This window comes from Corynebacterium sp. H113 (genome assembly GCF_037572315.1).
In the GTDB taxonomy this organism is placed as follows: domain Bacteria; phylum Actinomycetota; class Actinomycetes; order Mycobacteriales; family Mycobacteriaceae; genus Corynebacterium.
The window spans coordinates 664,178-689,045 of record NZ_JBBHKZ010000002.1 but is presented as its reverse complement, the minus strand read 5'-3'; the positions used below and the strand labels follow the sequence as shown (position 1 = coordinate 689,045).

The following is a 24,868-nucleotide window of genomic DNA, read 5'->3' as shown; positions in this document are numbered from 1 at the left end:
TATTGGGGTCGGCAATGCCGGAATGCCCCACCGCGGGCATGCGGTGAATATCTGTCACCCGTCGAAACTCTCAGGCATTTCTACTCGAAAACTTCAGCGAGACTACGGCTAATCCCGGTAGCCTAGAGACTTATGTCATACCTCTTACGTGTTCAACTCCCAGATGTCCCAGGCTCTTTGGGATATCTGGCTGCAGCTCTGGGCGAGGTTGAGGGCGATATTCGCAGCGTCGATGTTGTGGAGCATTCTCCAGATGGCACAGTCATCGATGACATCGTTGTTGACCTCCCTTCGGGCACGTTGCCGGACACTCTTATTACTGCAGCGCAGTCTCTTGATGGTGTTGAAGTCGACTCGATCCGCCCATTCTTCGGTTCTGTCGACCGTAGAGGCCAAATCGCACTGCTCGCGGAGCTTGCTCGGCACCGCCATCAGCCGGTGCGCGCTATGCAAGAGATCGTTGATGGGCTTCCACAGACTATGACTGCTGGGTGGGCTTTGATGCTTGCGCACAACAATGGTGAAACCACTCGAATTGCCGCGTCTATGGCTGCGCCGGAAGACGACGGTCGCACGCTGAGCAGCTCACCGGTAGAAAAGCCCCGTCACCTGGATCCGGAAGTCGAGGAATGGCTTCCTGAATCATGGACGGTGATGGACTCGTCACTGGCAGCTGCCCCAATGGGAACCAACTACACGTTGGTGATCGGCCGCCCTGGTGGTCCTGACTTCCTCCCTAGCGAGGTGGAACACCTGGGCCGCATTGGCGATATTGTCGGTGCAGTTTTGGCGTAGCGCCTAGCTCGGAATTGCTTCTGCCCCGATTTCGAGCAGTTTCTCAAAACCTGTTTCGTCCAAGGTTGGTACTCCCAGCTCTTCCGCCTTCGTCGCCTTCGAGCCGGCATTTTCGCCAACGACAACGACCGATGTCTTTTTCGACACCGATCCCGCGGCTTTACCTCCGCGCACCAGAATGGCTTCCTTCGCGCTGTCGCGAGTGAAGTTCTCTAAGGATCCGGTCACCACTATGGTGAGTCCTTCGAGAACTTGGTCTGGCTTATCGACGACGTCGTCAGCCATGCGAACCCCCGCCGCTGCCCATCGGTCGACTACTTCGCGGTGCCAATCAACCGCGAACCACTCCACAACAGAGTCTGCGATGATGCCACCGACCCCCTCTACTGCAGCCAGTTCTTCGCGACGTGCAGACCTAATCGCATCCATCGACCCGAATCGTTGAGCCAATGCCCGCGCAGCGATCGGACCGACATGTCGGATTGACAGACTGACCAGCACGCGCCACAATTCCGCGTCTTTAGCAGCGTCAATGTTTGCTAGCAATTTCTTGCCATTTGCGGACAGCGTGCCTCGAGAGACCCCGTCGTCGTCACGCTTCTTTTTAGCCGCCGTCGTATAAACCTCAGAGCGAGCCAGATCGCTCCCGGTGAGGTCAAAGAGCATCCCCTCATCGGCGAGAATGCCACGATGAATGAGGTCTTCCGCTCCCCGCTGGCCAAGGTTTTCAATATCGAAACCGCCACGAGCGGCGAGAAACTCTACGCGTCTCCGCAACTGACCTGGGCAATAGCGCGTGTTGGGGCAACGCCAGTCGGCATCACCTTCCTTGGACGGAGCTAGCCGGGTACCGCACTGCGGGCACAATGTCGGATATACATATTCGCGTTCAGTGCCATCACGGAGCTCGTCGACGGGACCAAGCACTTCCGGAATGACCTCGCCCGCTTTGCGAATGATCACCCGATCGCCAATACGCACTCCCTTGCGTTGCACCTCGGTTGGATTATGCAGGGTCGCCATCTCCACCGTGGAGCCAGCAACTCGCGCCGGAGTCATCACCGCATACGGCGTCGCACGACCGGTGCGACCGATAGATACGCGAATATCCAGTAGGTCCGTGGTCACTTCCTCTGGCGGGTACTTGTATGCGATCGCCCACCGCGGAGCACGCGACGTCGCACCCGCTGCGCGCTGCTCGCTGAGCAGATCCAACTTGACGACGAGCCCGTCCATTTCATGCTCTGCATCATGGCGGTGTTCACCCCAGTACTGCATTTCCTTGACGACGTCCTCAGCACTGGAAACTCGCTTCGTGTACGGAGACACGTGGAATCCCCACGCAGCGAGCGCTTCATATGCACCGTGCTGGGAATCCGGTCGCCACCCTTCCACATGACCGATGCCATGACAGATCATGGACAATTTACGCTTGGCGGTGTCTTCTGGATTCTTCTGCCGCAAAGAGCCTGCAGCGAGATTGCGAGGATTCGCGAACTCTGGCTTCCCTTCCGCGACTCGTGCTTCGTTGAGACGTTCAAACTCCGCCACAGACATGTACACCTCGCCGCGTACTTCCAGCACCTGCGGCACTGGCACGCCCGCGTCTTGGTTGAGCTCCTGTGGAATGTCAGGGATCGTCCGTGCATTTGCTGTGACGTTTTCGCCAATGCGACCGTCGCCACGCGTTGCTGCCCTAACCAATCGGCCGTTTTCATACACCAGATCGATTGACAGCCCGTCAATCTTCAGCTCCGTGAGATACGCACTACCCGGTGTTCGGGTTAGCCAATCGCGCAGCTCTGCCTCGTCGAAGACATTGTCCAAACTGTAAAGACGCTGCAAGTGCTCGACAGGCTCGAAGACAGCACCATCGGACGGAATTTCAACCGCAGCGCCCACAGTCTGAGTGGGGCTGTCCGGAGTTGCTAGCTCCGGGTACTGAGCTTCCAACTCCTGGAGGCGCCGAAACATCTCGTCGTATTCGGCATCGGAAATAACCGGCTGATCCAGGTAATAGAGGGATGCGTTCTTACGGACGTCGTCGGCAAGCTGCTCCCACTCATGCCGAATCTGGCTTGGGACAGATGCTTCAGTGTTCGTCGTCTCAGTCACGGAACCAAGTCTAGTGCGCTGCGTATGTTTACTTTGATCACCCCGCACACCTCATCCGTGCAACCGTTTAGAGTTGAAGCCATGATGGGCACCCCACAAACGTTTGACGTCCAACGCATGCTTGCCTTCGACTTGGAAACCACGGGTCGAGATCCGCACTCATGTCGAATCGTGACATCGGCTATGGTCCGACTCGCTGGTCGAGACAAAGACGCAACGCTGCTGCTCGCGGACCCAGGGGTGGATATCCCAGCAGAAGCCACTGCTGTGCATGGCATTTCCACGGAGTACGCACAAGAGCACGGCCGTCCGCACGACGAGGTATTGGCAGACACCATCGCAGGGCTTCGTGCTGCGTGGGCGGACGGATTCGCTGTTGTTGCGTTTAACGCTGCCTACGATTTGACGGTACTGCGCACCCAAGATCCCACCTTTACAGTAGATGGGCTGGTCTTTGACCCTTATGTGATTGACAAGAAGTTCGATACCTATCGCAAAGGAAAGCGCACCTTGGAGGCAACGTGCGAGCACTACCAGGTCCGTCTCGAAGCGGCTCATGATGCAACCGAAGACGCCTTGGCTGCTGCCCGGGTGGCCTGGATGATGGCAAGGAAGTGGCCTGAGCTGACAACGATGAATGCCGAGGAGCTAATGGAGAATCAGGCTGTCTGGTACTTCGAGCAGGCATCCTCGCTCAAGCAGTATCTCGAAGACCAAGGTAAAGATGCGACGGACGTAGGCACGTCCTGGCCTATGGATGGGTAATGGATACTGCGCGCAGTCTTCTTGTCATTTGGGACATCGATCTGACTCTCATTCACGCCGGTGGATTCGGACACCGCGAGGTCGACACCATTATTTCGGAATTGGGCGGATCCGTTCCTTCTGGACTTACCTTTGCAGGTCGCACCGACCACGCAATTTGGTCTGAGATCCTCGACCACAATGGTTTGCCAGGCTCACTTCTCCCTCAAGTACTTGCTGACTATGCGACTGCCTGCACACATGCTCGCTGGTCTGGGAAGTTTATGCCCGGCGCGGCCGAATCTTTCCAGATTGCGGGCACCATAGCTGCGGCTCAAACGGTCGTGACAGGGAATACTCGCACAACAGGGTTGCTGAAATTAGCACATGCGGGCGTGCCGACGACGTCGCAAAGCACCATGCATTCCCACCCCGGTAGCATAGACATTTCTCTCGCTGGTTTCGGAGATCATGCGGCGCGGAGACACGATGTGTTGTTCAGCTGTCTGGAGGCGTGGCGCGCACGAGGAGGCACACACGCAATCGCTATTGGCGATACGCCACATGATATCGATGCCGCGCACGAACATGACATTCCAGTCATCGCTGTCGCGGCCGGGCTGTATACCGCCGATGAGCTCGCTGGAGCGGATCATGTCTTGCCGGATCTCACTCACACCGACCAGTTCGAGTCTGCATTGCGCAGTACGTTGATGGGCTAGAGATCCCCTGCTGCCCGTGCAATCAGTTCGGCGGTGTTCCGCCCAGCGGCCAGTGCCTGTGCGGGCCATGAAGTCGGAGCGTTATTCATATCGCCACGCGTCGTAATATCCAGTCGCGTCAACATGTCCGTTCGTGGGAAGCTGAGCTCATCCCACACCTTCGCGACAGCCTGAGCCAGCGACCGTTCCTCCGGCGCCTCAGATACACCAATCGGCGGCCGCCCCGGGACAACACCCATCTCCAGGTTCATGTCGTCAGAAATGAGTACCCCGATGTTGTCAAGTGCCTGGGTACCGCGAATGCGGTCTATGGACATGACAATCCCTTGCGCGCCCGATGCCGACAGGGCATGAATAGATAGCTCCCCTGCTGCACCGCCCGGCATGATGGTGACTGACGTTTTTTCATCGACGATGACCTCAGTGACGCGTCGCCACACTTCTGACATTTCCACATGTCCGACTGCTGAAAGTCGATGTCCACCTGTAGCGTCGAGAATGCGTCCATGGGTGACGTCGGCAAGTAATGGTTCGCGGAGCAAAACGTTGACGGTGGCACATGCATGACGACGGCGTACCTCCGCAAGGTGATTCGCCAAACCATGCGCTAACGAGTCGGCGAGGAACCGAACGGCACCCTTGTCCGTGAGAAAGGCGTGACCGTGCGACAACTCTATAGAAGCTGCGAGAGTCCATGGCCCGACTGCGGTGACACGCAGCTCGTCGACAGCATTTCCCCACACTTCTTCGCAGGTATCCAGATCGCGCTGCAAGTAGTCACGTGCGTGCCATGATGCTCGAGAAAGACGTTCAGCCGAGCCTTCCACAACGCGCCAACTGCGTGGACCGCGGTCGAGAGCTAAGTCAGCAAGCAATGCTCCAGTGCGACCAATGTGATCTGCCCCGAGGCCACGGCCTGGGAGGACAGGCAGGACTAGGGCACCATTGTGGGATTCGCCCGCGATGATGTCGGCTGCTTCGGCCACATCGGTTCCAGGCATGGAGCCGAGACCGCGGAACTTCACTTGCCGGACTCCTCCGCCGTTTCAGATTCCCCCGCGGCAGTCTGTTCAGTTCGACCTGTTGCCACAATTGTTGCCGAACCCAGGACATAGTCGCCCTGGTCTGTATCTGGACGGTACAGGACCGCTGCTTGACCAGGGGCTACGCCACGAAGCGGCTCCTTCAACCGCAAGCGGAAGCTGCCACCTCGGCCTGTGATATCGTCGTCAGGCCCGGCGATGACGTCCACCGTGCAATCCACCGGGCGACCATGAGCGCGCACCTGAACTTGGACCGGTCCGGAAATTACATCATCCGGTTCAGCAAGCCAGATGGCACGATCTGCCTCCAACACGTCCACTGCGAGCTGCTTCGCCGTGCCAATGGTGACAGTGCCATCGGTGGCATCGATGCCAGTGACGTAGCGTGGTTTCCCATCTGCCATCGGACCTGCCAGGCCAATGCCCTTGCGCTGACCAATGGTGAATCCGTACACACCGTCGTGATCAGCGACCTTCTGCCCAGTCTCCGAGTCCACAATGGCACCCGGACGACGGCCAATCTTCGCCCCTAAGAAGGCCTGCGTATTGCCATCTGGAATAAAACAGATGTCGTAACTATCTGGCTTATTCGCAGTGCCAAGTCCCATATCGCGAGCTTCTTCGCGAATCTGCGGCTTCTCTGTATCACCGACTGGGAACATCGAGCGACGCAGCTGTTCACGGTCGAGCACGCCGAGAACATAGGATTGATCCTTCTTTGGATCCCGGCCACGTCGCAACAGACCGTCGGTCAGCAGTGCGTAATGCCCGGTCACGACCGCATCGAAGCCGAGTGCGATGCCACGCTCCAGCAACGCCGCAAACTTAATGCGCTCGTTGCAGCGAAGACACGGGTTCGGGGTTTCTCCACGTTCGTAGGAGTCGAAGAAGTCATCCATCACTTCCTCTTTGAAACGCTCCGAGAAATCCCACACATAGAAAGGAATGCCCAGCTCGTCGCAGACACGACGCGCATCGCCGGAATCCTCCAGCGAACAGCAGCCACGCGACCCAGCACGAACTGACTGCGGATCTTTTGACAATGCCAGGTGCACACCAACAACGTCGTGCCCTGCAGCGATCGCGCGCGCAGCGGCCACTGAAGAGTCAACGCCACCGCTCATTGCAGCAAGAACTCGCATAGTTCTTCGTACTCCTTTTGGATTACCTGTCGACCAAAGTAGCCAAGAATACACTACGACCTGGCACAAATGGCAGTCCGCGATTGTAGAGAATCATTCAGCATTAGGCTGTGACTGACTACGCCATTCCTGCCAACCGCGCCCTCGCAACAGTATCTGCAAGCACATTTTTCACTGCGTCGATGTCGTCCTGCGTCGTTGTCCAACCCAGCGTGAACCGAATTGCACTGCGCGCGTCCGACTCGGATACTCCCATGTCCAGCAGCACATGAGACGGGCGATTCACTCCCGCTGAACACGCCGATCCGGTCGAACAATCAATACCCGCTGCATCAAACAACATAATGAGACTATCGCCCTCAGCCCCAGGAAAGCTCGCATAAATGTGGCCAGGCAGCGACGGTTCCGTCGTATGAATCAGCGCACCATCGATGGACGCTATTGCCCGCAGGAGATCGTCGCGAAGCTCGCGGGTTCGCTGAGCGTCCGCCTCTAGATCAGCCACTGCTGCCCGTAACCCGGCTGCCATTCCAGCTGCCGATGCCACGTCCTGAGTCCCTGAACGCAGTCCTCGCTCCTGCCCACCGCCACGGTTATGCGCGACAAGTTTCGCTTCACGACGAACCAACAAAGCCCCAACGCCTCTCGGTCCGCCGAATTTGTGCGCTGACATCGCCATGGTCGTGGCTTTACTGTCATGGAAGTTCACGGGCACATGTCCGATCGCCTGGACGGCATCGACATGCAGGGGGACATGCGCTGCGGAGGCGATCTCAGCTAGCTGTTCGATAGGCTGGATCGCACCGGTTTCATTATTGGCCCACATGCAGGTCACCAAAGCGGTGTCACGACGATCAAGTTCTGGAAGCTGGTCTAGATCAATCCGACCGTCGGAATTAACAGGAACCTGCTGGAGTTCAGCCCAGTGTTCTTTTTCCAGGTGCTGGCATGATTTCAGAACTGCATCGTGCTCGATACCAGGCACCACAATCTTCGACCCTGAGCGCATGAAGTACAGGCCGGAAATGGCTAGATTATCGGCTTCTGTGCCACCGGAAGTGAAAACTACCTCAATAGGGTCGGCACCAAGAATCTCTGCCACTTCTTCTCGAGATTCCTCCAGTACTCGCTTGGCCTCCCGTCCCGTTGCGTATTGTCCCGAGGGGTTCGACAAATGTAGATTCCTGACTAGCGCGTCACGTGCTTCAGGGCGCAGCGGAGATGTAGCTGCATGATCAAGGAAATGTCGGGCCGGCATCGTGATACTCATGTGCAGGTTTTCCGCTTCCTCTTCTATGTGGGCAGGATGCATGCGTCATGCATTATGCAGCGCGAATAGCGAATTCGCGCGGATAATTTTTCATCATTCTATATCCAGAGCGACTAACGCCTAATCCGGGTGACAATCCGTCAACAGTTGCAGGCTAACGCGAAATAAAAAAAGCACGACCCCAGCACTCGAAGTGCCAGAGCCGCGCCTTGGTTCACTCAAAACCGTAACCCAGCCACACGTCATCCGCGTGACGAGCAGTCATATTGTGCTACGAATCACATTGGCGTGAACAAAACCATCAAAGTCAACTACGAACCCTTAATTGCGTCCGTTGCCTGTGGAGCAACCTTGAACAGGTCGCCAACAATGCCGAGGTCTGCAATCTCGAAGATTGGTGCCTCTTCATCCTTATTCACGGCGACGATAGTCTTGGAGGTCTGCATACCCGCCTTGTGCTGAATTGCACCAGAAATACCCAGCGCCAGGTACAGGTCTGGGGAGACAGTCTTACCGGTCTGACCGATCTGGAACTGACCTGGGTAGTACTCAGCATCGACAGCAGCACGGGAAGCACCGACAGCCGCTCCCAGAGCGTCAGCCAGTGGCTCAACAACATCGGAGAAACCTTCTGCGGAACCAACACCGCGCCCGCCAGAGACAACAATCTTAGCCTCGGTCAACTCTGGACGGTCGCCACCCTCTGCTGGGGTGAAGGAAACAATCTCGACAGCGTTGTCTGCAACCTCAGGGAAGGCAACCTCGGTCACTGCAGGGGATGCCGCTGCTTCTACTGGGTCGACAGAACCTGGACGCAGCGCGTACACCGGCGAAACACCGTAGCCAACACCGTCAACGATGAACTCGCCACCGAAGATGGAGTACTGAGCAGAGCGGTCGTCATTGATAGCAATGACATCGGACAGCACACCAGATCCGGTCAGTGCTGCAACGCGACCTGCAATTTCCTTGCCGGTAGCAGAAGCTGCAACGACTACCGGAACTTCGCGCTCACCTGCGAGGCCGACGAGAACGTCGACTTCTGGGGTGATGAGGTACTTGCCAGCAGCATCAGACTCAGCAGCAATGATTTCACCGGCACCGTACTGGCCAAGAGCCTCGGCCATATTCTGAGCTGTGCCTGGGGTGCCAACAACGACAGCAGCTGGGGTGCCGAACGCACGTGCTGCGGTGAGCAGTTCTGCGGTGGTGTTCTTCAGTTCGCCGTTAATGTGGTCGACGAGAACGAGGACGTCGGTCATAGTGATCTTTCTCCTTGATTGATCGCTTTGGTCTTATTCGCGTCAGACGAACTAGATGAACTTCTTGGACTTGAGGAACTCGGCCAGCTTGGTGCCCGCATCGCCTTCATCTTCGATGCGCTCACCAGCAGACTTCGCAGGCTTTGGAGTTACGCCAGTAACACCAGTTGCTGCGTTCTCCAGACCAACCTGATCTGCTTCAGCCGCGACGTCGTCAAGCGAAAGCTCGGTAACTGGCTTCTTCTTCGCAGCCATGATGCCCTTGAAGGATGCGAAGCGAGGCGAGTTAGCCTTCTCCGTGACGGATACCACTGCAGGCAGGGATGCCTTGAGCTGGTACACGCCGTCTTCAACTTCACGCTCACCGGTAACGGAGTCGCCGTCGATCTGAACCGAACGCATATGCGTGAGAACTGGCAGACCACGGTAAACACCGAGAATCGATGGAACCGAGCCAGTGCCACCGTCGGTGGACATGTTGCCGGTGACGATCAGGTCAACATCCTCGAGAGTGTCGATCACGTTGGACAGTGCCCATGCGGTCTGAACTGCGTCGGAGCCTTCCAGAGCTTCGTCGGAAAGAATCACTGCATCGTCAGCGCCCATAGACAGGGCCTTGCGGAGAGCCTCTACTGCACGGTCTGGGCCGACGGTTGCAACAGTCACGTTGCCGCCATGCTCTTCCTTCAGCTGCAGAGCTGCTTCGACAGCGTTTTCGTTAATTTCGTCGAGAACTGCGTCGGCGCTTTCACGGTCGAGTACAAACTTGTCGTCCGTGAGCTTGCGCTCGGACCACGTGTCCGGAACCTGCTTGACCAGAACCACAATGTTCGGCATATGTCTGTCGTCCTTACTGGTTGCTACTGGTGGAATTATTTTCGGCGTGCATACGCCTCCGTCACCTATGTTAATGAAGATTTACAAAGTGAGGAAGCACGCAATTTCACGCGCTCTGTGTCGAAGATAACAAAGTTAGTACTCGGGATTGCAGGAATTACCCAAGAATTTGGTTATCTTTTCGACAATTTCTTCAACACATGACCCCACCAGGGCAACATTGTGGCCTTTTGCCTGGTCAACTACGTTTTTACTTTACGACGACCGTCATCAAACAAAACCCCCGCACTCTAGCTACCGCGTGTAATCGGTCTACCCCCACTGGCGAGAGTCACAGATGAAGGCCGTGGCAGTCTTACCTATTCGTGTAATCACAACAGCTAATGAAGATTGACTGTTTCGGGACGAACCCTTTGATTTCAACTTCCATTGCTTGCGTAAAACATCCGGGTTGACATCAACGCCACGGACCAGAATCTCGACTGATGTGCAACCACGCGCAGCCAGTGCCTTGCGAACCTGTTTGAGACTCACTTGTTCAAGTACTTCGAAACCGGAAACTCCTGCAGGCAACGCATCGCCAGTAACGTGCGCGATGCGCTCATCCAATTGCCACAACCCGTGCTTCGTCGCAAAATGGCGAACCAAACCAGCGCGGACTACTGCCCCATCGGGATCAATAATGAATCGCCCGGCAGCGCCACTTCCGCAGTCGTCATCCATGGTGTCGTCATAACGGGTAATGGAAACAGCAACTCCATCAGCTGAAACATCCTTCAATATCCATGCCGACCGTCTCGCCCGCCCGCCAGTTAACCCGTCGAGAGCTAACCTTGGCGTGTACAAGCATGCCTCTTTTACTCCGCCGTCCACAGAGGTGACTGCTACTTCTCCGTCCCACTCTGAGAAGTCCAAGCCTGGCGCACACTTGATGGCCATGTCGTGTCCATCCCAGGCAGATACCAAGTCTGGCAGCGGAGGCAATAGATCTTCAGGTTTCGCTATTCGACGACCACTTGCCCGGCGCGCAGGATCCGCAACAATGATGCGTTTGTCTTCACCAACAAGTGACTCGGGCATGGCCATTGGCTGCAAGGCATCGGCAACTGCGAAGGTAGCGCCCGGCACGTTGTGTCGGGCCATCAGCACACGAGCTTCGTCGAGATCTGATCCGACGACATCGAGTCCAGCCTCCATTAGCGCTGCAACTTCCGTGCCGATCGAACACGTCACATCATGAACGCCAACCGCGTTGAGCTCTGCAGGTCCACCACCAAAGTGCCCCGCCAATCGCTGCGCACGAAGCCAAGCAACAGCGTAAGGAGTGGATTGTTGGGCGGCATCCGAGCTCAACAAAGCGTGGTGAACCCACCACTGAGGCAACTTTCCTGCAACACTGCGTCGAGCCTTGACGACTTCGACAACAGCACGGGAAACCTCACCACATTCCGTCTTCAAGATGGCTAGGTCGGCCAATAGCGAACCGTCGTCAAGCGAAAGCTCACTGGCACGCTCAAGATATTCAGGATGCGAAACGAGTTCGCGAACGTCGGATACAGCTAGGCTCACAGGCCCCGAACTTCCTTACGGAGATGGCCCATGTGTGTCGCGACCGCGAAGTACTCATCCATGAATGGGTGGCCAAAAAAGTCGCTCTGGGTACGCGCCACGTGCAAATTCGCCGACGCATCGAGCACATCCGTAACCGTCTCGAACTCCAGGAGGCGCTTCAGCTGCGCCCACGTTGGTGGCATCAATGAAATCTTCTCGGCACGCCAACCATCAAGCAACGTCACCGGACGGAACCAGCCTGTCGATGACGCCTCCGAGGTATCGCCATCGGCGATCTGACCTTCCGGCTGCGCGGCCAAAAAGAAGAACGTGTCGTAACGAACTGGGTTTTTCGGAGGGGTTACCCAGTTGGCCCACGGGCGCAGCAAGTCCGCGCGCACCGCTAAGCCTTCAGCTGCCATGAAGTCCGAAAAGGACAGCTCATGAGATTCAAGAGCTTTTCGCTGTTCGTGATACTTCGACGAATCCGTCACGATGTTGCCCTCGGTGTCACTAGCAAGAAGCGTGCCGGTCTCCTCGAACGTCTCACGAACCGCCGCACACACAAGCGCACGGGCGGTAGCAGGAGTCACGTTCAAACGCTCCGCCCACCATTCTGGCGAGTACCCACTCCATTCCAGCTCTGGGCTGTCATGCCCGTCACCATCGATGTCTCCAGGGAAGTCGCGAGAATCAACACCGCCACCTGGGTAGACAGTCATGTTGGCAGCAAAACGCATCGTCGAGACGCGTTCCTGCACATACACCTCGAGCCCAAATAGCGAATCTCGCAGCAACAACACAGTCGACGCGAGTCGTGGTGTAGCCGGTGTCTTCGCTGAACCAGAAGTTTGTACGCTCATGACCACCATTTAATCCTGAAGTATCGAGTTTTTCCTGCGAATGGGTGTAACAGCCTGAGCTAATGGCTCGACCGGTGCATGCCGACGTTTCGTGCCCGTCGAGCAAAGTAGCGACCATCAATGCTGACGACCGAGATGGGCTGATGGAACGCATCGGTCAGGTTCTTTGAGGTAATGACATCTTCAATGAGACCCTGCGCGACAACACCACCGTCATCGAGCAACATCGCGTGCGTGAACCCGAAAGGGATCTCCTCAACGTGGTGAGTGATCATGACCATCGCAGGCGCATCCGGGTCAAGAGCCAATTCGCCTAGGTAACCAACGAGATCTTCACGCCCGCCGAGGTCAAGGCCGGCGCCAGGTTCGTCGAGAAGCAAAAGTTCGGGATTCACCATCAACGCGCGGGAAATCAACACTCGCTTGCGCTCGCCCTCTGACAACGTTCCCCAGCGTCGATCCGCGAGGTGCGCTGCCCCCATTCGGTTTAGAATCTCGGAGGCCTGCTCGAAGTCCATCTCTTCGTACGTCTCCCGCCAGCGACCGAGAACAGAGTACGACGCGGAAATAACAAGGTCTGCGACTTTCTCATCGGCAGGGATACGGTGCGCCAACGCCGAAGAAGTGAGACCGATCATCGTGCGCAGATCACGCATGTCAGTACGGCCCAGCTGCTCGCCCATCACGAACGCAGTACCTGTTGATGGATATTCCTCCGCTGCTGCGACGCGCAACAGAGACGTCTTACCTGCACCGTTGGGGCCGAGAATGACCCACCGCTCGTCCAACTCCACTTGCCAGTCGAGTGGACCGATCAGAGTGTTGCCACCTCGGACGAGGGAAACACCGTGAAAGTCCAGCAAAAGGTCTTCGTTGTACTCATCATCAAACGCATCTGTCGCAGCCACGTCTTCTATCGTGCCCCAAATGGCGTCGTTTGTGGAGTTACCACGACCGCGTTATTTGAAACAGCTGGCGTGCCACGCAATCTAGTCCTGTGAAACCTAGAGAACTCAACTACTGTTTAAGGAGCAACCTTTTGTCTCGGTAAGGAGAATTTCGATATGACAGGCCGGCTTGGCATCGAAGATACTCGCCCTCAAGTTGATGGCGGAGCAACTCCCTCCAAGGCGGTGGTCGGAGAGGTCGTTCCTGTGTTCTCCGTCGTTTGGCGTGAGGGACACGACGCGTTGAACGCGACACTCAATGTCAAGGGCCCGAAGGAGTCCCCTTCCGCATCCCGCAGCCAGCGCCTGCCAATGCGCTTTAGCGACGGTGACCCGAACCAGGTTAACTCCACGTTCGTACCGGACTGCCCAGGCCTGTGGACCATTCGTGTTGATGCTTGGTCTGACCCAATGGCAACGTGGCGTAACGCTGTCACCAAGAAGATCGAAGCTGGCCAGTCAGAAGAAGAACTTGCCAACGATATGGAGATCGGCGCCGCTCTGTTCGAGCGCGCTGCTGCCGGCGCTGCCGCGAAGTACCGCGGACACCTCCGTGACTGCGCAACCTCCCTTCGTGCTGAGGGTGATCTCCGTGCACGCGTCGCCCCAGCTCTCTCTGACGAGACTCGCGCAATCCTCGAACTCCATCCCCTTCGCGAGCTACTTACCCGTGGCAAGACTCGCAAGATTAAGGTCGACCGTCGTGAAGCGTTGTTTGCTTCGTGGTACGAATTCTTCCCTCGCTCCAACGGTGGCTACGACGAAAATGGCCAACTGAAGCACGGCACCTTCGCCTCCGCAATCCCACAGCTGGATCGTGCAAAGCGCATGGGCTTCGACGTCGTCTACTTGCCACCAATCCACCCAGTCGGTGAAGTTAACCGAAAGGGTCGCAACAACACCCTGACCCCAGAGCCAACCGATGTTGGTTCGCCATGGGCAATCGGCTCTGCTGAAGGTGGCCACGATGCCATCCATCCTGAGCTCGGCGACGAAAAGGATTTCAAGGCTTTCGTTAAGGCAGCCAAGGAACGTGACCTGGAAGTCGCTCTCGACCTGGCCCTGCAGTGCGCACCTGACCACCCTTGGGCAGCGAAGCACCCAGAGTGGTTCACCGTCCTCCCAGACGGCACCATCGCGTACGCGGAAAACCCACCAAAGAAGTACCAGGACATCTACCCACTGAACTTCGACAACGATCCAAAGGGACTCTACGCAGAGGTTCTGCGCGTTGTTAAGCACTGGATCAAGCTCGGTGTCAAGGTCTTCCGCGTGGACAACCCACACACCAAGCCAGGCAACTTCTGGGAATGGCTGATCGAAGAGATTCACAAGACGAACCCAGAAGTCATCTTCTTGGCTGAGGCATTCACTGCTCCAGCTCGACTCTACGGCCTGGCGAAGGCTGGCTTCACGCAGTCCTACATCTACTTCCCATGGAAGACCACCAAGGAAGAGTTGACTGAGTTCGGCGAGGAAATTCAGCGCCACTCTGACATCGCGCGCCCATCGCTGTGGGTTAACACCCCAGACATTCTGCACGAGTTCCTGCAGAAGGGCGGCCGTGGTGCGTTCGCTATTCGTGCTGCCCTGGCATCGACGATGGCTCCACTGTGGGGCATGTACTCCGGTTACGAGCTATTCGAGAACGTTCCAGTTGCCGAGGGCTCCGAAGAGTACCTGGACAGCGAGAAGTACCAGCTGCGTTCCCGCGACTATGAATCTGCGCTGCAGCGAGGCGACTCCTTGGAGCCATTCATCACCTTGCTGAACCAGATCCGTCGCGACAATCCTGCTCTGCAGCAGCTGCGCAACATCCACTTCCACGAGATCGGCAACGATAACCTCCTGGCTTACTCCAAGTTCGATGCATTGACGGGCAATTGCGTTTTGGTTGTCATCAACCTCGATCCTTGGAACGCTCAGGAAGGCATGCTGCACATCGACATGGAGAAGGTCGGCCACGCTGAGGCAGATCGCATGGATGTCCGCGACCTCATCACTGACCAGCAGTTCAACTGGGGCGCCGACAACTTCGTTCGCCTCGAGCCTTGGTCAAACGTTGCTCACATCATTCAGCTGCCTGACCTTCCAGAAGGCCTGCGCCGCAAGCTGGCATGGCGCGATGTCCCTGTTTACGAGGGCTAAACACCCCACGGTCTACAGCGCGCTCTAGGTTCCGCTTAATGACGAACCGCTAGAGCTCCACAGCGTGAAGGGCTAGTTCTTTGCTATGCATGGAACTAGCCCTTTTTTCGTCTACGACCACATCGATCACCATGTGAATCACCCGTACCTATTGGTCTGGGTGGTCAATGAACAAGCCACCAAGAGTTCACCAAAACGGCTTGTATTTGTTCCCCCTAGTTCTCCCCAGGACAGCGCAAACGTTAAAACGCGCCTACTCTGGAATAGAAACACAACCTACGAATTTGTTCGATAATTCTCTGGAAGGACCACTATGAGCGCCCCTTCTGATCCGCGCCTGACCATCCCAACTGGTGACATGGAACGACTGCATAATTGCAGCCACCACGATCCACACCAGTACTTCGGTGCACACGTCATCGAGGGCGACACAGTCGTTCGCGCTCGGGTGTTCGGAGCGAAGGAAGTCGTAGTTGCAACCACTCGCGGTGACTTCAAGGCGGAGCACCTCGGTGATGCTATTTTCGCGGCGCTGATCCCTGGTGGCGATGACTTCGATTACCGCCTTCGTATTACGTGGAGCACCGGTGAAACTGTCGAGCGTGCCGATGGCTACCGGTTCCTTCCTACGATCCAGGAAGGCGACTTGCACCTGATTGGTGAGGGCCGTCATGAGCGATTGTGGGAAGTCCTGGGTGCGCATGTTCAGACTTACGACACTGACCTCGGAGCTGTCGAGGGCACCTCATTTACAGTGTGGGCACCCAACGCTCGTGGCGTCGCAGTGGTGGGAGATTTCTGTGGCTGGAACGGCGCACAGTACCCCATGCGTTCCATGGGTGGCGCAGGCGTGTGGGAAGTCTTTATCCCTGAAGTCGGCGAAGGTGACGTGTATAAGTTCGCCATCACCACTCCGGAAGGCCACCGTCGCGATAAGGCCGACCCAATGGCATTTGCTACGGAGCTGCCACCTGCAACGGGTTCGATCGTCGCGACGTCCCAGTACGAGTGGAAGGACAGCGAATGGATCGAGAACCGCAAGAACGTTGACTGGAATGCTCAGCCAATGAGCATTTACGAGGTTCACCTTGGCTCGTGGAAGCAAGGACTGACCTACGAGGTTATGGCTGAGCAGCTGGTGCGCTACGTCGTAGACATGGGATACACCCACGTCGAGTTCATGCCGGTGTCCGAGCACCCATTCTCAGGTTCCTGGGGCTACCAGGTCACCTCGTACTATGCACCGACGAGCCGCTTCGGTTCTCCAGACCAGTTCCGCGCACTTGTCGACGCATTCCATGAAGCCGGCATCGGCGTCATTATGGACTGGGTCCCGGGCCACTTCCCTAAGGATGACTGGGCTCTTGCCCGCTTCGACGGCACTGCATGCTACGAGCATCCAGACTGGCGCCGTGGCGAGCAGAAGGACTGGGGCACATATGTCTTCGACTTCGGCCGTAACGAGGTCCGTAACTTCCTGTATGCCAACGCGCTCTACTTGGCCGACGAGTTCCACATCGACGGCCTTCGCGTAGACGCGGTGGCATCGATGCTGTATCTGGACTACTCACGTAACGACGGCGAATGGTTGCCTAACCAGTACGGCGGTCGTGAGAATCTTGACGCGATGCAGTTCCTCCAGGAAACCAATGCGACCGTTCACAAGTACTTCCCTGGCTTCCTCACTATCGCCGAGGAGTCCACGTCGTGGCCAGGAGTGACTACTCCAACCGAGCACGGTGGCCTGGGCTTCTCCATGAAGTGGAACATGGGCTGGATGAACGACACCCTTGAGTACTTCGCAAAGGATCCAATCCACCGCTCGTACCACCACCATGACCTCACGTTCGCGATGGTCTACGCCTACTCTGAGAAGTTCATTCTGCCATTCAGCCACGACGAGGTTGTTCACGGCAAGGGTTCCCTGTGGGAGCGAATTCCAGGCGATGACTGGAATAAGGCTGCTGGTCTGCGTACTCTGCTCAGCTTCCAATGGACCCACCCTGGCAAGATGCTGCTTTTCCAGGGCCAAGACATCGGACAGAACCGCGAATGGAATCACGACGAATCCGTTGCTTGGGACAACCTCGAGGGCTGGGCTGGCGAGTTCCACCGTGGCATTCAGTTGCTGGTGAAGGATCTCAACTCGCTGTACCGCGAAAACCCTGCCCTCTACTCGCAGGATGACCGCCCAGAAGGCTTCCGCTGGATCAACGCAGATGACTCACAGAACAGCGTTTTGTCCTTCGTTCGCTACGGTGTTGATGGCTCGGCAATCGCAGTTGTTCTGAACCTGTCTGGCGCTACGCAAGAGTCCTACCGCATTGGCTTGCCAATGCCCGGTACGTGGGCTGAGGTTCTCAATACCAACCACGAGCGCTACGAAGGTTCAGGTTACGGACTGAACGGTGTGAAGCAGACCGAGCCACAGAGTTGGAACGGCCTCGACCAATCCATCGAAATGGTTTTGCCGGCGCAGACCGCTGTCGTGTTCAAGTTTGAAGGCTAGTTTTGTAGGCCTCCCGCATTAGTGCGGGCTGGCTGCGAATGCCCTGTTAAATAAAACGGGTGGGCGACACATTGAGCTGATATTCAGCTGGATGTGTCGCCCACCCGCTTTCATCCGGAGCCTCGGCGTAGTCTCATCTAAAACAGTGCGCTTGCCATTCGGCGCCGCGCATCGAGTGCTACTGGATCAGCGGGATCGAACAGTTGCAGCATGTCGACGAGACGTTCCTGAACAGCCTTCTTCTCGTCGCCGAAAACCAGTGGCAAGAGTGTCAAGAGACGCTCCAGAGCCTGTCGCGGATCACCCACGAGCATCTCTACATCTGCGGCATCCAAAGCAAGCGACACGTTCTTCGGGTCAGCATTAGACCGCGCGATGGGGTCGCTACTGCGATCAATCTTCTGTGCACGCGCCAGGAAAGCAACATTCGTGCGCGCCATCTTCAACAGGTGGTTTGCTGGCTCGGACTTCAGAATCTCGTCGTATACATCGAGGGCTCCTTCAAAGTCCCCCTCGTTGAGCTTCTCTTCGGCAATGTCCAACCGGGGATCATCCGTTGGTACTGGATTGCCCCACGCATCAGTTGGCTCACCGGAACCGGAGCCTTCTGCTTCGATGTCCCCGGCCATGCGGGTACCCGCAGGAAGACCTTTCAATCGTCCCGTAGTTGCCTCCATGACCTGAGCAATCCACTGGTCCAGCCAATCTCGGGTCTTCTCGCCAACGAACATGCCAATCGGGCTGCCCATCGCCACTGCAGTCACTGTTGGCAATGCCTGCACACCAAATGCTTGCGCGACCGCTGGCTGTGTATCGGCATCGACCCACGCGAGAATCCAGTTCAACTTCGCATCACGAGCCATATCTTCCAGCTCTGAGCGCAACCGAACCGACTCCGGTGCACCCGCACCACCAATCAGCACAATGACCGGAATTTGCTCCGACCGAACCACAACTTCAGCTTCGAGGTTCTGCGGAATCACTTCCACGATAGGAGGCAAACCCTCACCTTGGTCACCGAGCTGCTTCTCCAGCTCCTCTTTACGACGCGCCTCCAACTCCGCCTTACGCTGAAGCTCAGCTAAATCAACGGTGCCAGGTGGCGGAGGAGGCGTTGCACACTCACGATGTCCATCGTGCGAGTGTCCATGTGAATGCCCATTACTGTGGCTATGCCCATGTCCGTGCGAGTGAGAATGACCGTGTGCGCGCGTCATACGTCCCTTTTCCGTTCAATGTCTATGGTGTGCGCCGACTAATCGTCGTCACGCTGATGGAAGTGGCTACTAGCCCAACCGCTTCTCAATGGACTCTATTTTTGCCGAAAGCTGACCTGAATATCCTGGGCGAATATCAGCCTTCAATACGAGCGACGTCCGCGGAGATATGGCAGCAACCGCTTCAGTTGCACGCTTGACGACGTCCATGACCTCGTCCCACTCCCCCTCCACAAGAGTGAACATCGCGTTAGTTTCGTTGGGAAGCCCAGACTCCCGAACTATCCGAACGGCTTCCGCTACGGCGTCCGCCATTCCGGCATCAGGATCTGAATGCGCGGGTGCTACAGAGAAAGCAACAATCATGGTCTCGATGGTAGCGATACCGCCGGATTCATGACGCGTGGACCCCCAGCGCACGCACAGGCAAATGTGCCTAAACTGGTAGGTATGAGCGATAACAACATCCCAGTCCCACACAAGTACGTTGTAGCTGTCGACCACGTCGGCATTGCAGTTCCAGACTTCGACGCTGCGGTCGAGTGGTACCGCGCAAATCTCGGTTTCGTCAACTACCACGACGAGACTAACGAAGAGCAGGGCGTTCACGAGGCAATGCTCGGCCCAGCCGACAAGGTCGAAGGTGGCACCCTGGTTCAGATTCTCGCACCGTTGAACGAAGAGTCGACGATTGCGAAGTACATCGACAAGAAAGGTCCTGGCATCCAGCAGTACGCTGTTCGCGTCACGGACCTCGACGCTCTGATGGCTCACTTGAAGGAACAGGGCACTCGCGTTTTGTACCCAGAACCAAAGCGCGGCACCGCGAACTCCCGCATCAACTTCATCCACCCTAAGGATGCCGGTGGCGTTCTCCTTGAGCTCGTCGAGCCAGCCAAGTAATCACCGCTAGATACCGCAAAGCTCCCCGGTAGTAATTCCTACCCGGGAGCTTTTTCGTGTCCCTTTAACTCCAGCGTCGCGTTATACCGCGATGCGCACGTTTGCCCCAGCAATTCGTGTGCCAGTGGCGGCGATCGTCGGCACGCCCACCGTACTCAACCGGCCATGCCACAACATGAGCCACACCCGGCGGAATTTCCTGATCGCACCCCGGACAGCGATACCACTTCGTCGCCTGTCCTGACGAGATGTTCCGCACATGAAAATCTTCGTTTGACAGGCGCCCCGGACCCGCCTCAGTCCGGGTGGATTGAAAGGAACTGCCAAACGACGGCAGTGGGCGCGGGGCCGAGCCACCTTTGCTTCCGTCTCGCTTCTTGCTTCCCGACGACCGCCTATTTCGACGTGGCACTTAGAACAACCTCAACTCGTTAGACTCCACGCCTCGCAATTCGTCATAATCGACGACTACACACCGGATGCCACGGTCCTCAGCAAGCGTTCGTGCCTGCGGCTTGATTTCCTGAGCTGCAAAAATTCCTGTAACTGGCGCGAGCAGCTCGTCGCGATTCAACATATCCAGGTATCGGGTCAATTGTTCAACCCCGTCAATGCCACCGCGGCGCTTAACCTCGATAGCTACGGTCGCGCCATCTGCATCCCGGCCCAACAGGTCTACGGGGCCAATCGCCGTCGGGTACTCACGACGAATCAGTTGGTAGCCATCACCGAATGTATCGAAATGCTCAGCGAGAAGTTCTTGGAGATGCGTTTCCACCCCGTCCTTTTCTAGGCCAGGGTCAGTGCCGAGTTCATGTTCGTCGTCAGCAAGAACCTCAGAAATGGTGATACGGAGCTGCTCGCCCTTCTTGTTTTCCACAATCCACAGTTGCTCACCGGTTTCCTCGCCCGACTCATCGAGAATTGGCTCTTCTCGGAGAGTGCACGGCGGAGTCATCCAGTTCAGTGGCTTATAGGCGCGGTCGTCGGCATGTACGGATACGGAACCGTCAGACTTAACCAGCAAGAGCCGGAGTGCCTCAGGCAAGTGGGCGGTGAGGCGGCCTACGTAATCAACGGTGCAACGAGCAATGACTAAGCGCATTCCCCCACCTTATAATGAGCAGTGTTTGCTAGAAGCGCTGACCCCGCTGGCGCGATGCGCGAAAACCCTGCTCGATGTTCGTCGGCAAGGAACGGGTTTGGCGAGCCGATGGCGAGGACTCTACCCACGCCACGAACGCAGTATCGCCCGAGGAATCTAAGGCAAGTTCCCATTCACCCTGAGACTGCGACGTAATGCCAATTACCGCTAGTCCAGGATCGAAAAAACCCGCCTCGACAACTGAGGGCTGCCTACGAGAGACAATCTCAATGTCACGACGGGAAAAGCGCACATCAGCGCCTGGACGCAGCGAACGAAGCTTATACATATTCAGGAGCGAGTCCGAATACATCATGACTCCATGACGCCACGCATGGCCATCCCCTGCAGGAAGTGGCCGCATAATGACCTGCGTGCCCTTCGAACGCAGGCTCGCCCAGCGCCAAAGCGACAAACCAGCTCCGGTGGCACACAAGACCCCAACGGTCACTACAAACACGGAGATTCCGTCCATGCACGCCTCACAATCAGGGTCAGGTCTTGGTACCACTGAGCCACAAATAAATGGGGTTGGCACCAAAGGCTTTCTAGATACTCTAGCTGAAATGAATGCCCTCGGAAACTAGGGCTTAACGACGATCCCCATATCGGTGACTGAGCCATCAGTTGCCAGTTGAACAGGTCAGTGGCGAGCGCTACGCACACGGCGAGTCAGGTCAAGAGAATACAAAAAGGAGGGAGGAGGAGTACGTCGGACAGAACCCCGAAAAAGGTAATTCTGACCGACCGCTCCCCCTCCCTCCTTCTTTACAAGGCAGGAAGAGGTTCGGTCGTGCGACCGGCGGGCCTACGCAGCGCCCGATGCACGCTTTGCAGCGCGCAACTGACCCTGAGCTCGAGCCTTTGCTGCTTCATCTTCGGAAGCAAGCTCGGCCTCAGCATCAGCAACGTCGACTTCAGTAGCCCACGTTGCTGAGTCAGCCAGGATGGAGATCTTCTCAGTCGAAACCGAGATGAATCCACCCTCGACAGCAGCGACGAGATTCTCGCCCTCTGCTGTCTTGATGGTTACCGTGCCATCCTTGACCAGCTGGCCAAGGAAAGGCTGGTGACCGGGCAGCACGCCGATCTCACCCTCGGTGGTCACAGCACTAACGAGAGTAGCCTTGCCCTCCCAGAGCTTGCGCTCGACAGCGACCAATTCGGCGGTGATTTCAGCCATGAGGTTTGCCCCTTACTTCTTCTGCATCTCGGCGTACTTCTTCTCGACATCGTCGAGACCACCCAAGCCGTCGAAGGCCATTTCTGGGTAGTTATCGAAGTCACCCTTGCAGATGCGGTCGAACGCCACGATGGTGTCCTTCAGTGGCACGTAGGAGCCCTTCAGGCCGGTGAACTTTTCAGCAACGAAGAAGTTCTGACCCAGGAAGCGCTGGATACGACGTGCACGCTGAACGGTGATCTTGTCCTCTTCAGACAGCTCGTCCATACCGAGGATGGCGATGATGTCCTGGAGTTCCTTGTTCTTCTGCAGGATGTTAATGACCTGCTGAGCAACACGGTAGTGTTCCTCACCAACGATGGAAGGCTCAAGGATACGAGAGGTCGAGGTCAGTGGGTTCACTGCTGGGTAAATACCCTTCGAAGCGATACCACGGTCGAGCTCGGTCGTTGCATCCAAGTGCGCGAACGTCGTTGCAGGAGCTGGGTCGGTGTAGTCGTCAGCAGGGACGTAAACGGCCTGCAGCGAGGTAATCGACTTACCCTTGGTAGAGGTAATGCGCTCCTGGAGAACACCCATTTCGTCAGCCAGGGTTGGCTGGTAACCCACTGCCGATGGCATACGACCCAGCAGGGTCGAAACCTCAGAACCGGCCTGGGTGAAACGGAAGATGTTGTCGATGAAGAGCAGCACGTCCTGGTGCTGAACATCGCGGAAGTACTCCGCCATGGTCAGGCCGGACAGAGCCACACGCATACGAACTCCCGGTGGCTCGTCCATCTGGCCGAACACAAGCGCGGTGTCCTGAAGAACGCCCATCTCTTCCATTTCGAGGAAGAGGTCGGTGCCCTCACGAGTACGCTCACCAACGCCGGCAAATACCGACGTACCGGAGAACTCACGCGCAATACGGGTAATCATTTCCTGAATCAGAACGGTCTTGCCAACACCAGCACCACCGAACAGACCAATCTTGCCACCCTTAACGTATGGGGTCAGCAAGTCGATGACCTTAATACCCGTCTCCAGGATCTCGGTCTTACCTTCGAGCTGGTCGAAAGCAGGTGGCTCGCGGTGGATGCCCCACTGCTCGCCATCGCGGCCAAGACCTGGCTGGTCGAGGCAATCGCCCAATGCGTTGAAGACGTGGCCCTTAACGACATCACCGACAGGAACCGAAATTGGCTTGCCAGTGTCCTTGACCTCAACACCACGGACGAGGCCGTCGGTTGGAGCCATAGCAATGGTGCGAATCATGTTGTCGCCCAAGTGCTGTGCCGTCTCGAGAACGATGGTCTTCGCAACCGATGGAAGGGTAACTTCCACGGTCAACGCGTTGTACAGTGCCGGCAGTTCGTTACGCGGGAACTCCACGTCGACGACGGCACCGATGACACGCACAACACGGCCCACAGCCGTGGTGGTGTTCTGCTCTTTAAGAGCTGTGCTCATATCTAGTCACTTTCTCCGCTGTCGTCGAGCGCACCGGCGCCACCGACGATTTCTGTGATTTCCTGGGTAATCTGTGCCTGACGTGCCTGGTTGGCCACACGAGACAGGTCTTTGACCAGTTCCGTTGCGTTGTCAGTTGCAGACTTCATAGCGTTGCGTCGTGCAGCGGACTCAGAAGCCGCTGCCTCCAGCATTACTGCGAACAGGCTCTTGGATACATACTGTGGCAAAAGTTCTGCCAACAAGGTGTCTGCATCCGGCTCGAACTCGTAGTCTGCTACCAGCTCGCCCGTGTTCGAAAGCATATCGCCACTGAGATCCAGCTCTTCGTCTTCGTAGACTGGCTGGATTGGGAGCATCTTATGCGCCCGTGGGATCTGCTTCAGCATGGACACGAACTCGGTGTAAACCACGTGTACTTGATCGAAGCCCTGAATGCCTTCACCCTCAGCAACGCGAAGTCCCTCACGGTACTTTGCCTCGCCTTCCGACGATGCGTTGAAGCCATCGATGAGATGACGACGAACGTCGTGGGTCAATGCGTAGTCAGGGTCCTGCGAGAAGCCCTCCCACGTGCCAGCTAGTGGCATTTCGCGGAAGTCGTAGTAATCGATGCCCTTGCGGCCGGTGACGTAGGTAACAACCTCGTGTCCCTTTTCTTCAAGATTGGCGCGCAATTCAGCGGCCTTCTTGAGGACGTTGTGGTTGTAACCGCCACACATACCGCGGTCGGAGGTTACTACGAGAACAGCCGAACGCTGATGGCCTTCTCGCTCGTTCAACATCGGGTGATCCAGCGAGGATGCAGATGCCAACCGAGCAATAACTCGCTCGATTTCATCAGCGTATGGCTGGGAATCAGCTACCCGACGCTGAGCCTTCGTAATGCGCGACGTCGCGATGAGTTCCTGGGCCTTGGTAATCTTCTTGGTCGAGTTCACCGACTTGATTCGGGCTCGAAGTTCGCGAAGATTCGCCATGTCCTAACGCCTCCCTTCTGTTGCGATTACGGTCATTTGAA

22 protein-coding genes are annotated in these 24,868 nt (G+C 56.8%); 6 read left to right on the top strand and 16 right to left on the bottom strand.

What is annotated here, in order from left to right:
• Nucleotides 1–132: 132 nt before the first annotated feature.
• Entirely contained in the window at nt 133–795 is a 663-nt protein-coding gene (locus WG938_RS04310) for an amino acid-binding ACT domain protein (protein ID WP_339977909.1), read from the top strand.
• Nucleotides 796–798: 3 nt separating this feature from the next.
• On the opposite strand, the gene ligA is transcribed toward WG938_RS04310, so the two are convergent.
• Nucleotides 799–2,910: an NAD-dependent DNA ligase LigA gene (gene ligA / locus WG938_RS04305; RefSeq protein ID WP_339977907.1), complete on the bottom strand. Its 2,112-nt coding sequence runs from the start codon at nt 2,908–2,910 to the stop codon at nt 799–801.
• 84 nt (nt 2,911–2,994) lie between these two features.
• Between ligA and WG938_RS04300 the strand changes: the two genes are divergently transcribed.
• Both WG938_RS04300 and WG938_RS04295 read left to right on the top strand, forming a co-directional pair.
• A complete protein-coding gene (locus tag WG938_RS04300) occupies nt 2,995–3,675 on the top strand; it encodes a 3'-5' exonuclease (RefSeq protein WP_445292894.1) in 681 nt (226 codons plus the stop codon).
• Nucleotides 3,675–4,376, top strand: coding sequence for an HAD family hydrolase (locus tag WG938_RS04295; RefSeq protein WP_339977903.1), 702 nt, complete (start codon nt 3,675–3,677; stop codon nt 4,374–4,376). The genes WG938_RS04300 and WG938_RS04295 overlap by 1 nt, the downstream gene beginning before the upstream one ends.
• On the opposite strand, the gene WG938_RS04290 is transcribed toward WG938_RS04295, so the two are convergent.
• The 8 genes from WG938_RS04290 to WG938_RS04255 form a co-directional block, all read right to left on the bottom strand.
• Nucleotides 4,373–5,401: a methionine synthase gene (locus WG938_RS04290; RefSeq protein WP_339977901.1), complete on the bottom strand. Its 1,029-nt coding sequence runs from the start codon at nt 5,399–5,401 to the stop codon at nt 4,373–4,375. The two genes, WG938_RS04295 and WG938_RS04290, sit on opposite strands and share 4 nt — an antisense overlap.
• A complete protein-coding gene (mnmA, locus tag WG938_RS04285; RefSeq protein ID WP_339977899.1) occupies nt 5,398–6,561 on the bottom strand; it encodes a tRNA 2-thiouridine(34) synthase MnmA in 1,164 nt (387 codons plus the stop codon). The genes WG938_RS04290 and mnmA overlap by 4 nt, the downstream gene beginning before the upstream one ends.
• Nucleotides 6,562–6,679: 118 nt before the next feature.
• On the bottom strand, nt 6,680–7,831 hold the full coding sequence (locus tag WG938_RS04280) for a cysteine desulfurase family protein (protein WP_445292883.1): 1,152 nt from the start codon (nt 7,829–7,831) through the stop codon (nt 6,680–6,682).
• Nucleotides 7,832–8,142: 311 nt separating this feature from the next.
• Complete coding sequence (locus WG938_RS04275; RefSeq protein WP_339977897.1) at nt 8,143–9,093, bottom strand: electron transfer flavoprotein subunit alpha/FixB family protein; 951 nt, start codon at nt 9,091–9,093, stop codon at nt 8,143–8,145.
• A 51-nt stretch (nt 9,094–9,144) separates the two neighbouring features.
• Entirely contained in the window at nt 9,145–9,930 is a 786-nt protein-coding gene (locus WG938_RS04270) for an electron transfer flavoprotein subunit beta/FixA family protein (protein WP_339977895.1), read from the bottom strand.
• A gap of 312 nt (nt 9,931–10,242) precedes the next feature.
• Complete coding sequence (locus tag WG938_RS04265; RefSeq protein ID WP_339977893.1) at nt 10,243–11,499, bottom strand: class I SAM-dependent methyltransferase; 1,257 nt, start codon at nt 11,497–11,499, stop codon at nt 10,243–10,245.
• Nucleotides 11,496–12,344: an NUDIX hydrolase gene (locus tag WG938_RS04260; protein WP_339977891.1), complete on the bottom strand. Its 849-nt coding sequence runs from the start codon at nt 12,342–12,344 to the stop codon at nt 11,496–11,498. Before WG938_RS04260 ends, WG938_RS04265 begins: the two co-directional genes overlap by 4 nt.
• A 59-nt stretch (nt 12,345–12,403) precedes the next feature.
• On the bottom strand, nt 12,404–13,252 hold the full coding sequence (locus tag WG938_RS04255) for an ABC transporter ATP-binding protein (RefSeq protein ID WP_445228179.1): 849 nt from the start codon (nt 13,250–13,252) through the stop codon (nt 12,404–12,406).
• Nucleotides 13,253–13,408: 156 nt separating this feature from the next.
• Here WG938_RS04255 and WG938_RS04250 point away from each other — a divergent pair, with 156 nt between their 5' ends.
• Entirely contained in the window at nt 13,409–15,439 is a 2,031-nt protein-coding gene (locus WG938_RS04250; protein WP_339977889.1) for an alpha-1,4-glucan--maltose-1-phosphate maltosyltransferase, read from the top strand.
• 313 nt (nt 15,440–15,752) lie between these two features.
• Complete coding sequence (gene glgB / locus WG938_RS04245) at nt 15,753–17,948, top strand: 1,4-alpha-glucan branching protein GlgB (protein ID WP_339977887.1); 2,196 nt, start codon at nt 15,753–15,755, stop codon at nt 17,946–17,948.
• Nucleotides 17,949–18,085: 137 nt separating this feature from the next.
• Here glgB and WG938_RS04240 read toward each other — a convergent pair whose 3' ends face one another.
• Nucleotides 18,086–19,165: a tetratricopeptide repeat protein gene (locus WG938_RS04240; RefSeq protein WP_339977885.1), complete on the bottom strand. Its 1,080-nt coding sequence runs from the start codon at nt 19,163–19,165 to the stop codon at nt 18,086–18,088.
• Between the two features lie 69 nt (nt 19,166–19,234).
• On the bottom strand, nt 19,235–19,531 hold the full coding sequence (locus WG938_RS04235) for a thiamine-binding protein (protein WP_339977883.1): 297 nt from the start codon (nt 19,529–19,531) through the stop codon (nt 19,235–19,237).
• An 84-nt stretch (nt 19,532–19,615) separates the two neighbouring features.
• Between WG938_RS04235 and mce the strand changes: the two genes are divergently transcribed.
• Nucleotides 19,616–20,068 (top strand): methylmalonyl-CoA epimerase, encoded by a 453-nt coding sequence (gene mce, locus WG938_RS04230; RefSeq protein ID WP_339977881.1) that lies wholly within the window; start codon nt 19,616–19,618, stop codon nt 20,066–20,068.
• Nucleotides 20,069–20,480: 412 nt separating this feature from the next.
• On the opposite strand, the gene nucS is transcribed toward mce, so the two are convergent.
• The 5 genes from nucS to WG938_RS04200 form a co-directional block, all read right to left on the bottom strand.
• Nucleotides 20,481–21,173 carry an endonuclease NucS gene (gene nucS / locus WG938_RS04220; RefSeq protein ID WP_339977877.1) on the bottom strand — a complete coding sequence of 231 codons (693 nt, stop codon included), beginning with the start codon at nt 21,171–21,173 and terminating at the stop codon, nt 20,481–20,483.
• A 28-nt stretch (nt 21,174–21,201) separates the two neighbouring features.
• Nucleotides 21,202–21,687 carry a DUF2550 domain-containing protein gene (locus WG938_RS04215; RefSeq protein WP_339977875.1) on the bottom strand — a complete coding sequence of 162 codons (486 nt, stop codon included), beginning with the start codon at nt 21,685–21,687 and terminating at the stop codon, nt 21,202–21,204.
• 333 nt (nt 21,688–22,020) lie between these two features.
• Complete coding sequence (locus WG938_RS04210) at nt 22,021–22,395, bottom strand: F0F1 ATP synthase subunit epsilon (protein WP_339977873.1); 375 nt, start codon at nt 22,393–22,395, stop codon at nt 22,021–22,023.
• 12 nt (nt 22,396–22,407) lie between these two features.
• Entirely contained in the window at nt 22,408–23,847 is a 1,440-nt protein-coding gene (atpD, locus tag WG938_RS04205) for a F0F1 ATP synthase subunit beta (RefSeq protein WP_339977871.1), read from the bottom strand.
• Between the two features lie 2 nt (nt 23,848–23,849).
• Complete coding sequence (locus tag WG938_RS04200; RefSeq protein WP_339977869.1) at nt 23,850–24,827, bottom strand: F0F1 ATP synthase subunit gamma; 978 nt, start codon at nt 24,825–24,827, stop codon at nt 23,850–23,852.
• Nucleotides 24,828–24,868 lie beyond the last annotated feature (41 nt).